We start from the raw sequence: 12,163 nt of genomic DNA, 5'->3' as shown, positions 1-12,163 counted from the left end.
TTCAGTCCTGTTACTATGCTAATCAAGTTGAGGCGTTCTCGCCTATGGCATCGGTTGGCACAAAGCGTTAATTGCGTCTCATTATAGAACCGGTTGCTGCAAATAGAAACCGCCGGTTGTTAACAAACATATCTTTGCACGTTTACAGGGTAATCATGCAAAGCTTTGATGGATGGGATAAACCGATATCTCAGTCTACCGTGGCGAGGTAGGAAGTTACAAACTTGTAGCTTCTATTGCTCTAATCCGTGATGCCGATAACAGAAGGGCGCGCTATACGGCGCCCCCACCATGTGTTACGTATCCGCCGGGGCAGAGGCTTAGCCGACGATCTCGGCCAGGCTCAGCTCTTCAGTGATTTGCTTGACCCAGGCGTCTACACGTTCGTTGGTCAGCTCCGGTTGACGATCTTCGTCAATGGCCAGCCCGACAAAGTGATCATCGTCTGCCAGACCCTTGGAGGCTTCAAAATGGTAGCCTTTGGTTGGCCAGTGGCCGACGATGGCCGCACCGCGTGGTTCAATGATGTCGCGGATGGTGCCCATCGCATCGCAGAAATATTCCGCGTAGTCTTCCTGATCGCCACAGCCAAACAGCGCCACCAGCTTGCCGTTAAAGTCGATGTCTTCCAGCGTCGGGAAGAAATCATCCCAGTCGCACTGGGCTTCGCCGTAGTACCAGGTTGGGATACCGAGCAGCAGGATATCAAACGCTGCCAGATCTTCTTTGCTGCTTTTGGCGATGTCGTGGATTTCTGCCACGTCGTTGCCGAATTTTTGCTGAAGCGTCTTTTGGATCATCTTGGCAATGTTTTCGGTATTGCCAGTGTCGCTGCCAAAGAAAATGCCTACATGAGCCATAGTAAAGATAACCTTTTAATTCAAATGAATGTGTTGCGTAAACGCGGCCTGAGGCGCTGCCAAGGGCAGGCTTGCTCAGCCGTAAATGCGTATCATGCCAGAAATTTGCCCTGAGGTTTTATCGCGTTTATGCGATGCCTCTGCGGAGGTGGAACCGATCTGGCGTCATCCTTAACGCCGTGCCGCGCGTGCGGCGGCAGAGATCAGTGTTCTGGCTGTTCTTCTGCCAGTTGGGCCAACAGCATTTGTTCGATCAATTCGCTGCGGCTGATATTGCGCTGGTCGGCCAGTTTGTTGAGAGCATCTACCGCGTCTGCGTTGATTTTCAGCTCCACACGCCGTAATCCACGCACTTTGTCCCGTCGTAGCTGATTGCGCTTATTAATTCTAAGCTGTTCATCACGGGAAAGCGGGTTGGTTTTCGGGCGCCCTGGACGGCGTTCATCTGCGAACAGATCCAGCGTCGTGCGATCCGTTTGTTCTTTTGCCATTGTTGCGCTACTGCAAGGGAGTTTGCATCAAAAAGCGGTTTACGCTTCCAGACGGTTCGATTTACACAATTCGGGCCAATAAACCCTAACCCAAATTCACCCCCAGCCAAGTGCAGCTTCACACCTGGACAGGGCGGCAAAATTATAGCGCGCCATATTACCCCAGCAGATGGAGCGCCGACAATGCCTAACTTAGCGACAAACGCGCTAAGCTATTCTCTCTAGCGCGTTTTTTCGCCATTTAAGCTCAGGGCTGGTCAATAAAGCGGTGGATTGCCCGTAATACGGCGTCCGGTTTCTCCGCATGGACCCAGTGACCGGAGCCTGCAACCACATAGGCGCGTGCCTGCGGGAACTGACGGGCGATGTCATCGCGGTAGCTATCCTGCACGTAAGGCGAGAGGCCACCACGGATAAACAGCGTCGGGTGCGGCCAGGGTGGAACCTCTTGCCAGCCGATAATGTTCTCATATTGCTCGATCAACACCGGCAGGTTGAACCGCCAACTACCAGCATGAAAAGATTTCAACAGAAACTGGATCACGCCTTCTTCATCCAGCGTGGCTCGCATGAGCTGCGCAGCCTGCTGACGCTGGGTGATACCCGCATCGGTGACGGCTTGCAGTGCGGTAAAGATCTGGTCATGGCGGCGAGTGTCGTAATCCACCGGGGCGATATCGATCGCCACCAGCCGTTCAATTCGCTCCGGGGCTAGCGCGGTCAACGCCATCGCTGCTTTGCCGCCCATTGAGTGGCCGATTACGATGGCTCGCTCGATTTGCAAGTCGTCTAACAGCGTCAACAGATCCTGCGCCATCGCCGGGTAGGTCATCTCCGCCGCGCGCGGTGACAGCCCGTGATTGCGCAGATCGACCTTGATCACCGTATGCTGCTGGTTCAGATCGCGTGCCAGAACGCCCAGGTTATCCAGATTGCCAAACAGGCCGTGGATCAGCACGATCGGTAGGCTCGCTGGCGTGGCAGCCTCTGCGGCCAATAATTGATAATGTAATTTCATGGTGAAGTTCATGATCTTGAGATAATGAGTTAGGTTAACATGGCTAGAGAGATTATTGGTTGGTCCGCAGAATTTTGCCGATATTTCATGGTATGGTGAGGGCTTGGCGGCCAAGGCGGTTGGCTAAAGTCTGCTTTTGCCGTTTGGGAGAACATTGTAGTGTTCGCACCCGCGCTTTTAACCTTATAATCCCATGGCTTGAATGCACCAATTGGCTTCAGGTTCATAAGTAGAAAAAACGTACTGGATAAAGATGAAAACTATTGAAGTCGACGAAGAACTTTACCGTTATATTGCCAGCCACACGCAACATATCGGTGAAAGTGCGTCTGATATTTTACGGCGTATGTTGAAGTTTACCGCAGGACAGCCTGTGCGCACGGCTCCTGTGGTTGCCAGTGGCCAGGCAGAGCCGTCAGCGGCTGCCGTTGCAGCACAGCGTCCACGCGATCGCGTGCGTGCGGTGCGCGAGCTGCTGCTATCGGACGAATATGCCGAACAGAGCAAAGCTGTAAATCGTTTTATGCTGGTACTTTCCACCTTGTACACCCTCGATGCGGCGGGCTTTGCCGCGGCAACGGATTCGTTGCATGGCCGTACCCGTACCTATTTTGCTGGCGATCAGCAAACGCTGTTGGCCAACGGAACGCATACCAAGCCCAAGCATGTGCCAGGTACGCCTTACTGGGTGATCACCAATACCAACACCGGCCGCAAACGCAGCATGATCGAACACATCATGCAGGCCATGCAGTTCCCAGCGGAACTGATCGAGAAAGTTTGCGGCACCGTCTAATTTAGCGAACAGCCCGTCACGGTGGCCGTAAGCGACTCATTGCCCGGCCACAGTACTGGCATTTTAGGGAGTAGTCGATGGCTAATGACCCACGTGCCGGGCAACCCGCTCAGCAAAGTGATTTGATCAACGTAGCCCAGCTGACGTCGCAGTATTATGTGCTGCAACCAGAGGCCGGTAATGCTGCACATGCGGTGAAATTCGGTACCTCAGGGCATCGTGGCAGCGCGCTTCGTCAGAGCTTTAACGAAGCACATATCCTGGCGATTGCTCAGGCCATTGCCGAAGTGCGTCGTCAACAGGGCACCACTGGCCCTTGCTACGTGGGTAAAGACACCCATGCGCTGTCCGAACCCGCCTTTATTTCCGTGCTGGAAGTGCTGACCGCCAACGGCGTTGACGTGGTGGTGCAGGAAAATAACGGCTTTACGCCAACCCCTGCCGTGTCACACGCTATCTTGTGCTTCAACCGCAAAGGGGGCGCGCAGGCAGACGGCATCGTGATTACGCCTTCGCATAACCCACCTGAAGACGGCGGCATCAAATATAACCCGCCAAACGGTGGCCCAGCCGATACCAACCTGACTTCCGTGATTGAAAAGCGTGCCAACGAACTGCTGAGCCTCAAGCTGCAGGGCGTACAGCGTCAATCGCTGGATAAAGCCTGGACTGGCGGCCATCTGCATGCGCAGGATTTGGTGCAACCTTACGTGGAAGGGCTGGTGGACATCGTCGATATGCCAGCCATTCAGCGTGCGGGCCTGAAACTGGGCGTCGACCCGCTTGGCGGTTCCGGCATTGCCTACTGGCAGCGGATTGCCGAGCACTATAAGCTGGATCTGACGTTGGTGAATGACTCCATCGATCAGACCTTCCGCTTTATGCACCTCGACCATGACGGCATCATCCGCATGGACTGCTCGTCCGAATCGGCAATGGCGGGCCTGCTGGCCCTGCGCGACAAGTTCGATCTGGCGTTTGCCAACGATCCGGACTATGACCGCCACGGTATCGTCACGCCTGCGGGCCTGATGAACCCGAACCACTACCTGGCCGTTGCCATCAATTACCTGTTCCAGCATCGCCCGCAATGGGGTGCCAACGTTGCCGTGGGTAAAACGCTGGTTTCCAGCGCGATGATTGACCGCGTAGTGGCCGATCTGGGCCGCAAGCTGGTGGAAGTGCCGGTCGGTTTCAAATGGTTTGTTGACGGCCTGTTCGACGGTAGCTTCGGCTTCGGCGGCGAAGAGAGCGCCGGGGCTTCGTTCCTGCGCTTCGATGGCACGCCTTGGTCTACCGACAAAGACGGCATCATCATGTGCCTGCTGGCGGCAGAGATCACCGCGGTCACCGGTGAAAACCCGCAGCATCACTATAACGATCTGGCCAAACGCTTCGGCGCGCCAAGCTACAACCGTATCCAGGCTCCGGCAACCTCCGCACAGAAAGCGGCGTTGTCCAAGCTGTCACCGGAAATGGTCAAGGCCAGCACCCTGGCGGGCGATCCTATCACTGCGCGTCTGACGGCAGCTCCGGGTAACGGCGCTTCCATCGGCGGCCTGAAAGTGATGACCGACAACGGCTGGTTTGCCGCTCGCCCATCGGGTACCGAAGAGGCTTACAAGATCTACTGTGAAAGCTTCCTGGGTGCCGAGCACCGCGAGAAGATCGAGCATGAAGCGGTCGAGATCGTCAGCGAAGTGTTAGCTTCAGCCAAGTAATCTCTCCCTCGATAATGAAAAGGCGCTGTTTTTACAGCGCTTTTTTTATGCCTGTAATTTAGATATATCTAATTTCAGGTTACCTCTTGCGCATTTAGATATATCGATCTAGATTAGAGCCATCGACGTAGTTAGATATATCTAAATGCGTCGATGCTCATATCATCAATCAAGAGGTAACAATCATGATGTTTAATCGATTTGCACGTCACCACGACCAACGGGAAGAGGGGCATTGCCACCACCGCCGTGGCGGCCGTCATCATTTTGCTGGCCGCGGAGAACATGGCCGTGGTGGTGAAGAACAGGGCCGGGGCGGGCGCGGGCGTCATCGCCTGTTTGAGCACGGCGATCTGCGTTTGGTGCTGCTGGCGCTGGTAGAGCGTAAACCTAGCCACGGCTACGAGCTGATCAAGGCGATCGAAGAAGCTTCTTCCGGCCTGTATGTGCCAAGCCCAGGTGTGATTTATCCAACCCTCACGCTGTTGGAAGAACAAGACTTCCTGGAGCCCGCGGTGGCTGGCAATGGCCGTAAGAGCTACCAAATTACCGAACTCGGCAAGCAGGAGCTGCAAAAGCATCAGGCGGCCATCGAAGTGATTTTTGCCCGCCTGGCTGGCGCTGGGCGTGACCATCGCCATGAGGGCAATCTGGCCGAAGGGATCTCCGAAGTGATGAATCGCCTGCGCTATCTGCTGCGCGGCAACATGATGCGTGCGGATTTGTCTCAGGAGCAGGTCGGGCGTATCAATCAGGCACTACTGACCGCCGTGGAAGCTATCGAAGCCGAAATGGTATCGCCAAAACAGCCACAGGAGGATAACTGATGCCAGGCCACCGTTTCCGCATTACCGTAGAAGCCCTGACCGATCGTAAAGGCGAACCCGTCGACAAGCCGGAGTTGGTGTTTGAGGTAGAAAATCACGACGATATTCTGGCCATTGTTGAGCGCATTCAAGGGCGAGAGGATCTGAACTTTGGCGAACAGAACAGCGCGGCCTTTGCCGTCGGGCTTAAGCTGTTCTCAGAAGTGATGATAGAAAACCGTAAGCATCCGTTGTTTGAGCCACTGCGTGACTCGTTTAAGGCGTTTATGGTCGGACTGAAAAAGGGGCCAACATCGTCGCAGGATTAAGGCATAAACCGATAGCCGACGCCGGTCTCAGTAAGCAGATGCCTGGGCCGCGCCGGATCGTTTTCCAGCTTTTGCCGCAGATGACCCATATAGATGCGCAGATAGTGGCTGTGTTCGACGTAATTGGGTCCCCAGACGTGGCTGAGTAGCTGCCGCTGGGTGATCACCTTACCGGAGTTGGCCAGCAACTCGGACAGTAAACGGAACTCGATGGGCGTCAGATGCAGATCTTCACCGTTACGCATGACGCTGCGGTTGATCAGATCGACGGTGATATCGGAGAAGCTGACCAACGGGCTTTCCTGTTGGCTATTGGCGTGGCGGCGTAGCGCAACCCGCACCCGAGCCAGCAGTTCACCAATGCCGAACGGCTTGCTCAGATAGTCATCGGCCCCCGCATCCAGCGCGGCAATCTTGTCCTCTTCGGCATGGCGAGCGGAAAGGACAATCACCGGCACGGCGCTCCATTGGCGCAGATCGCGAATGTAGTCCAGCCCGTCGCCATCGGGTAACCCCAAATCAAGAATGATCAGATCCGGCTTGCGCGTGCCAGCTTCTATCAGCCCACGCTGCAGCGTTTCACTTTCAAATACCCGTAACCCTTCGCTCTCCAGCGCGGTGCGCACGAAGCGACGGATCTCTTTCTCGTCTTCCACAATCAGAATGTTAGTCGGCGATGTGGTCACGGGGCCTCTACTCTTTGGTTACAAGTCAAAATCTGCTCCATCCAGTTCGGGTGGCTTTTCCAACGGCAGCATAAAGTGGAAACTGGCTCCGCCTTCGGCGCGGTTCTCCGCCCAGATGCGGCCGCCGTGTACTTCAATAATGGCACGACAAATCGCTAACCCCAAGCCGACGCCGGGGATCGCCGACTCTTTATTGCCACGGGAGAACTTGTCAAATATCAGTTGCGTCTGTTCCTCTGGGATGCCGGGGCCATTATCCCAAACCTCCACTTCCAGCCAGTCCTTTACTGCGTGGGCGCGGATCCCGATGATAGCATCGGCACCGGCATATTTATTGGCATTTTCCACCAGGTTGGTGAACACCCTCTCTAACAGGCTGCCATCACAGTTGATCAACACCATCTCTGGCGGCAATTCCACTTTGATCTCGTGCAATACCAGCAGCGGTTCCAGCATATGCAGCGAGGCCCCAACGATCTCTTCCAGCGATTGCCACTCTTTACGCAGGTTAAAACCACCGGACTGAATGCGTGCCATATCCAGCAGATTGTTTACCAGGCGGGTGGTACTGAGCACCTGCTGGCGGATTTGGCTGGCCTGTGGGGCGTGGCTGGAGCCTTCGGTGGCCAGATCCAGCGTCAGGATTTCTGCCTGACCAAACAGCACGGTAAGCGGAGTCCGCAGATCGTGAGAAAGGGCGGCCAGCAGCGAGTTACGTAGCTGTTCGCGTTCGGCATCCAGCTTGGCCTCTTCGGCACTGCGGGCCAGATGCAGGCGCTCCAGCGCGCTGGCGATCAGCACCGCAAAGGTCTGTAACAGCCGCTGTTGCTCCGGCACCATCAACTGGCGCACATTGTTCGGCTCAATTGCCAGCAGGCCAAAGGTCTGTTTGGAGGTGCTGAGCGGCAGCAGTTGGTACGGCACACCGGGCAGGGTGTCGGTACCGGCCCCGGCGGGCAAACCTTTGCCATAGCTCCAACGGGCGATGGCTTCATCCACCGACAGCAAGCCGCCTTCTTCACCCACCATCTGTTGCAGGGAGCCATCCTCCTGCGGCAGCAGCAGCACGGTTTTGGCCTGGAAGCTGCTGGAGATAAAATGACGGCTGGTTTTGGCAATATCTTCTCTGCTCAACGCCTGGCTGAGCCCACGAGACATCTCATATAAATGGCGCGCCCGTTGTTCGCGATAGCGTGCTACCCGGGCCTGATAACGTACCCCGGCGGTCAGATTACCAATGGTGATACCGACGGTCAGCATCACGGCAAAGGTCAGCAGATATTGCATATCACTGACGGCGAACGACCATTCGGGCTGCACGAAGAACAAATCGAAGCTGGCGACGTTGATTACCGCGGCTAACACCGAAGGCCAGCGGCCAAAGAACAGGGCAACAATCGCTACGCCCAGCAGATAAACCATCACCAGGTTGGCCGAATCGAAGCCTGGTAGTAACCATTGCGACAGCAGCGTGATGATAGCGCACAAAGCTACGGCGACGGCGCAGCCCCGCAGTTGGAAACGCCATTTTTCGCTAAAGGCGCGATTATCGTGCTCTTTTATCTGCGGCTGCGGCGTATCGTTATCCAGCGCTACAATCACCAGATCGAGATCCGGCCCAAGCTGGCCAAGGCGATCGGCAAAGCTGCCGCGCAGCTTCCAGCGCTGTTCACCACGGCGGCCAATAATGATTTTGCCCAGGTTATGTTCCCGGGCATAGCGCAGTACCGCGCGTTCTTCAGAAGGATCGGAAAGGGTGGCGGTTTCAGCCCCTAATTCTTGCGCCAGCCGCAACGCGCGCAGGATGGCTCGCCGTTGGTTCTCCGGCAGGCGGTGCAGCTTCGGGGTTTCGACATACACGGCATGCCAGTGGCAACCAAGGCGTGCCGCGAGCCTTGCTGCGATGCGCACCAGCTTTTCGCTACCGCTGTTATGGCCGACGCATAACAGGATGCTGTCCCGGGTGTGCCAGACCTTTTCACGCCCCTGGTTATCGCGGAAGGCCCGCATTTGATCGTCAACGCGGTCGGCGGTGCGGCGTAGTGCCAGCTCACGTAGGGCGATCAGGTTACCTTTACGGAAGAAATGCTCGATGGCGCGTTCAGCCTGGCCTGGGATATAGACCTTGCCTTCGTTGAGCCGCTGACGCAGATCGTCTGGGGGCAGGTCCACCAACACCACTTCGGTCGCTTCGTCAAACACGTGGTCAGGCACGGTTTCCCTGACCCGTACTCCGGTGATGCCGCCGACGACGTCGTTCAGGCTTTCCAGATGCTGGACGTTAACCGTGGTCAGCACATCGATACCGGCATCCAGCAGTTCGTCCACATCCTGCCAACGTTTGGGATGGCGTGAACCTTGGGCGTTACTGTGCGCCAGCTCATCCATCAGGATCAGGGCCGGATGGCGTGCCAAAGCGGCATCGAGGTCGAACTCCTGCACCTGGCGGCCACGATGTTGGATGCGTTTTGCTGGCAGGATCGACAGCCCTTGCAGCAACGCTGCCGTTTCCTGGCGGCCGTGGGTTTCCACCACGCCAATCAGCACGTCTAGCCCCTGCGCCCGTTGCCGCTGAGCTTCCTGCAACATGGCGTAGGTTTTACCTACCCCGGCGCAGGCCCCGAAGAAGACTTTCAGTTTGCCGCGTGGCTTTTCATTGGCTAACGCCAGCAGGCTGTCTGGGTCGGGGCGTTGCAGTTCGTCATCCACCATCAGAGTTCCTTGTTTACCCATGCAAAGCGGGTTCGGCAATGCCGAACCCTTTATTTAGCTACTTTTTATCACGTCTTCAGTTATTTCAACGCATCCAGCGCCATATTCAGCTTCAGCACGTTGACCACCGATTCCCCCATAAAATTGGGCGTGGCACGATCGGTGTTTTCATCAATCAGTTTGGCAATCTGCTCCTGTGGCAACTGACGTGCGTTGGCGACACGCGCTACCTGGTACTTGGCGGCGGCCAGCGAAATCTGCGGATCCAGGCCACTGCCGGAAGCGGTCAGCAGATCGACCGGGATCGGCCCGCTCATCGCTGGGTTAGCCTGGCGCAGCTGCGTTGCCCGCTCACCGATCGCTTTATCCAGCGCCGGGTTGGTGGCAGCCAGATTACTGCCGCCGGATGCCATCGCATTATAGGCCGAATCGCTGGTGGCAGAAGGACGACCCCAGAAATAACCCGGTTGGGTGAAGTTCTGGCCAATCAACGCCGAGCCGACCGCTTTATCCCCTTGATATAGCAACGAGCCGTTGGCCGCTCCGCTGAACAGCAACTGTGACAGCCCAGTGGTGAGTAATGGGTAAGCGATACCGGTGATCGCTGTCAGCAGGATCAGCATAACCAGAGAAGGACGTAAATAAGACATCATAAATTCCTCGTTATCTTAGCCGGCCATATTCAGCGCGGTCAGCAGCAGGTCGATCAGCTTGATACCCACGAACGGTACCAGCAGGCCACCCACACCATACAGCCACAGGTTACGGCGCAGCAGAGCAGCGGCGCTCATTGCTTTGTAACTCACCCCTTTCAACGCCAGTGGGATAAGGAAGACGATCACCAGAGCGTTGAAGATCACCGCCGACATAATCGCCGAGGCGGGGGAGTGCAACTGCATCACGTTCAGCGCATTCAACTGCGGATAGGTTGCCGCGAAGGCCGCCGGGATAATGGCAAAGTACTTCGCCACATCGTTGGCGATACTGAAGGTGGTCAGTGAACCACGCGTCATCAGCATCTGCTTACCGATATGCACCACTTCGATCAGCTTGGTCGGGTTGGAGTCCAGATCGACCATGTTGCCCGCTTCCTTGGCCGCCTGCGTCCCCGAGTTCATGGCAACCGCCACGTCGGCCTGCGCCAGTGCAGGGGCGTCGTTGGTGCCGTCGCCGGTCATCGCAACCAGGCGTCCTTCCGCCTGATACTGACGGATCAGCGCCAGTTTGGCCTCTGGCGTGGCTTCCGAAAGGAAGTCATCCACACCGGCTTCAGCTGCGATGGCGGCGGCGGTCAGGCGGTTATCCCCGGTGATCATCACCGTCTTGATACCCATCTTGCGCAGTTCGGCAAAGCGTTCTTTAATCCCGCCTTTGACGATGTCTTTCAGCGCCACGACCCCCAGCACGCGTGGTCCTTCGGCGACCACCAACGGCGTACCGCCGGTACGAGCGACGCTTTCCACCAACTCATCTACTGCACGTGGGAAGTGGCCATTATTGGATTCGACGTGGCGGCGAATGGCGTCCACCGCCCCTTTACGGATCATCCGGTCCTGCACGTTGACGCCGCTCATACGGGTTTGCGCAGAGAAAGGCACGAAGGTGGCATTCAACGCCTGCAAATCACGTTCGCGCAGGTTGAAGCGCTGCTTGGCCAGCACCACGATACTGCGGCCTTCCGGCGTTTCATCGGCTAGCGAAGAGAGTTGGGCTGCATCCGCCAGCTCTTGCTCTTTTACCCCAGGAGCCGGCAGGAATTCGGATGCCTGACGGTTACCGAGGGTGATGGTGCCGGTCTTGTCCAACAGCAATACGTCAACGTCACCGGCGGCCTCAACGGCGCGCCCGCTGGTGGCAATCACGTTGGCCCCCAGCATGCGGCTCATCCCGGCGACGCCGATAGCGGACAATAGCCCACCGATGGTGGTCGGGATCAGGCAGACCAGCAAGGCCACCAACACGGTGATCGACACTATGCTGCCGCTGCCTGCGGCTTCCACGCTGTATTGCGAGTAAGGGAACAGGGTTGCGGTTGCCAGTACGAACACGATAGTCAACGCCACCAGCAAAATAGTCAGCGCCACTTCGTTTGGGGTTTTACGGCGTTTGGCACCTTCGACCATGGCGATCATGCGGTCGAGGAAGGTTTCCCCTGGGTTGACGCTACACTGCACCACCAGCCAGTCGGACAGAATACGCGTCCCGCCGGTCACGGAGGAGAAGTCACCACCGGATTCACGGATCACCGGTGCAGATTCACCGGTGATGGCGCTTTCATCGACCGATGCGCCGCCTTCCAGCACTTCGCCATCGCAAGGGATAGTATCGCCAGCTTCTACCAGCACGATATCCCCTTTACGCAGGCTCTCGGCCGAGACTTTCTCGGTGGCACCATCACGCTTAGGCGTGGCGAGTTTCTTCGCCCAACTGGTTTTCTTGGTGCCCTTCAGGCTTTCTGCCTGAGCCTTGCTGCGTCCTTCCGCCAGCGCCTCGGCGAAGTTGGCGAACAGCACGGTAAACCACAGCCACATGGCGATGCTGCCGGTAAAGGCCGCGCTACCTTCGGCGTTGCCTGAAAGCACCGCCAGCCAAATGACTGAAGTCAGGATACTGCCGAGGTACACCACGAACATCACCGGGTTACGCCACTGAACGCGTGGGTCCAGCTTTTTCACCGCATCGATCAGCGCGGTACGCATCAGTGCCGGTTCAAACAGTGCGCGTTGTTTGCGAGTCATCTTGTT

At 56.8% G+C, this 12,163-nt stretch carries 11 protein-coding genes; 4 read left to right on the top strand and 7 right to left on the bottom strand.

The window, feature by feature from the left end:
• Positions 1-320: 320 nt before the first annotated feature.
• The 3 genes from fldA to ybfF all read right to left on the bottom strand — a co-directional run bounded on the left by fldA (position 321) and on the right by ybfF (position 2,381).
• Complete coding sequence (fldA, locus tag IMQ33_RS22000; RefSeq protein ID WP_024483171.1) at positions 321-860, bottom strand: flavodoxin FldA; 540 nt, start codon at positions 858-860, stop codon at positions 321-323.
• Positions 861-1,063: 203 nt separating this feature from the next.
• Positions 1,064-1,351, bottom strand: coding sequence for a LexA regulated protein (gene ybfE, locus IMQ33_RS21995; RefSeq protein ID WP_021805298.1), 288 nt, complete (start codon positions 1,349-1,351; stop codon positions 1,064-1,066).
• Between the two features lie 247 nt (positions 1,352-1,598).
• Positions 1,599-2,381, bottom strand: a complete 783-nt coding sequence (gene ybfF, locus IMQ33_RS21990; RefSeq protein WP_024483170.1) for an esterase — start codon at positions 2,379-2,381, stop codon at positions 1,599-1,601.
• Positions 2,382-2,622: 241 nt separating this feature from the next.
• Here ybfF and seqA point away from each other — a divergent pair, with 241 nt between their 5' ends.
• The 4 genes from seqA to IMQ33_RS21970 all read left to right on the top strand — a co-directional run bounded on the left by seqA (position 2,623) and on the right by IMQ33_RS21970 (position 6,021).
• On the top strand, positions 2,623-3,165 hold the full coding sequence (gene seqA / locus IMQ33_RS21985) for a replication initiation negative regulator SeqA (RefSeq protein WP_021805296.1): 543 nt from the start codon (positions 2,623-2,625) through the stop codon (positions 3,163-3,165).
• 77 nt (positions 3,166-3,242) lie between these two features.
• Positions 3,243-4,886 carry a phosphoglucomutase (alpha-D-glucose-1,6-bisphosphate-dependent) gene (gene pgm / locus IMQ33_RS21980; protein ID WP_065686427.1) on the top strand — a complete coding sequence of 548 codons (1,644 nt, stop codon included), beginning with the start codon at positions 3,243-3,245 and terminating at the stop codon, positions 4,884-4,886.
• Positions 4,887-5,074: 188 nt separating this feature from the next.
• The gene (locus tag IMQ33_RS21975; protein WP_065686483.1) at positions 5,075-5,713 is read left to right on the top strand and encodes a PadR family transcriptional regulator; all 639 of its coding nucleotides are present in this window, start codon (positions 5,075-5,077) and stop codon (positions 5,711-5,713) included.
• Positions 5,713-6,021, top strand: coding sequence for a DUF3861 domain-containing protein (locus tag IMQ33_RS21970; RefSeq protein WP_065686428.1), 309 nt, complete (start codon positions 5,713-5,715; stop codon positions 6,019-6,021). The genes IMQ33_RS21975 and IMQ33_RS21970 overlap by 1 nt, the downstream gene beginning before the upstream one ends.
• Here the strand turns inward: IMQ33_RS21970 and kdpE are convergent.
• The 4 genes from kdpE to kdpB form a co-directional block, all read right to left on the bottom strand.
• On the bottom strand, positions 6,018-6,707 hold the full coding sequence (kdpE, locus tag IMQ33_RS21965; RefSeq protein ID WP_161712467.1) for a two-component system response regulator KdpE: 690 nt from the start codon (positions 6,705-6,707) through the stop codon (positions 6,018-6,020). The genes IMQ33_RS21970 and kdpE overlap by 4 nt on opposite strands.
• Positions 6,708-6,725: 18 nt before the next feature.
• Positions 6,726-9,419 (bottom strand): two-component system sensor histidine kinase KdpD, encoded by a 2,694-nt coding sequence (gene kdpD, locus IMQ33_RS21960; RefSeq protein WP_065686430.1) that lies wholly within the window; start codon positions 9,417-9,419, stop codon positions 6,726-6,728.
• Between the two features lie 80 nt (positions 9,420-9,499).
• Positions 9,500-10,069, bottom strand: coding sequence for a potassium-transporting ATPase subunit KdpC (gene kdpC, locus IMQ33_RS21955; RefSeq protein WP_024529331.1), 570 nt, complete (start codon positions 10,067-10,069; stop codon positions 9,500-9,502).
• An 18-nt stretch (positions 10,070-10,087) separates the two neighbouring features.
• Positions 10,088-12,157, bottom strand: a complete 2,070-nt coding sequence (gene kdpB, locus IMQ33_RS21950; RefSeq protein WP_024529332.1) for a potassium-transporting ATPase subunit KdpB — start codon at positions 12,155-12,157, stop codon at positions 10,088-10,090.
• Between the last annotated feature and the right edge of the window lie 6 nt (positions 12,158-12,163).

The organism is Serratia sp. Res13-Sevr-LER1-36-b, from assembly GCF_015673035.1.
Taxonomy (GTDB): domain Bacteria; phylum Pseudomonadota; class Gammaproteobacteria; order Enterobacterales; family Enterobacteriaceae; genus Chania; species Chania fonticola_C.
This window is presented reverse-complemented; position numbering and strand designations above follow the sequence as displayed.

Excerpts from the sequence above, each read along its gene's own strand:
- fldA (WP_024483171.1), bottom strand. The coding sequence starts at position 860 with ATGGCTCATGTAGGCATTTTCTTTGGCAGCGACACTGGCAATACCGAA.
- ybfE (WP_021805298.1), bottom strand. The coding sequence starts at position 1,351 with ATGGCAAAAGAACAAACGGATCGCACGACGCTGGATCTGTTCGCAGAT.
- ybfF (WP_024483170.1), bottom strand. The coding sequence starts at position 2,381 with ATGAACTTCACCATGAAATTACATTATCAATTATTGGCCGCAGAGGCT.
- seqA (WP_021805296.1), top strand. The coding sequence starts at position 2,623 with ATGAAAACTATTGAAGTCGACGAAGAACTTTACCGTTATATTGCCAGC.
- pgm (WP_065686427.1), top strand. The coding sequence starts at position 3,243 with ATGGCTAATGACCCACGTGCCGGGCAACCCGCTCAGCAAAGTGATTTG.
- IMQ33_RS21975 (WP_065686483.1), top strand. The coding sequence starts at position 5,075 with ATGTTTAATCGATTTGCACGTCACCACGACCAACGGGAAGAGGGGCAT.
- IMQ33_RS21970 (WP_065686428.1), top strand. The coding sequence starts at position 5,713 with ATGCCAGGCCACCGTTTCCGCATTACCGTAGAAGCCCTGACCGATCGT.
- kdpD (WP_065686430.1), bottom strand. The coding sequence starts at position 9,419 with ATGGTGGATGACGAACTGCAACGCCCCGACCCAGACAGCCTGCTGGCG.
- kdpC (WP_024529331.1), bottom strand. The coding sequence starts at position 10,069 with ATGTCTTATTTACGTCCTTCTCTGGTTATGCTGATCCTGCTGACAGCG.
- kdpB (WP_024529332.1), bottom strand. The coding sequence starts at position 12,157 with ATGACTCGCAAACAACGCGCACTGTTTGAACCGGCACTGATGCGTACC.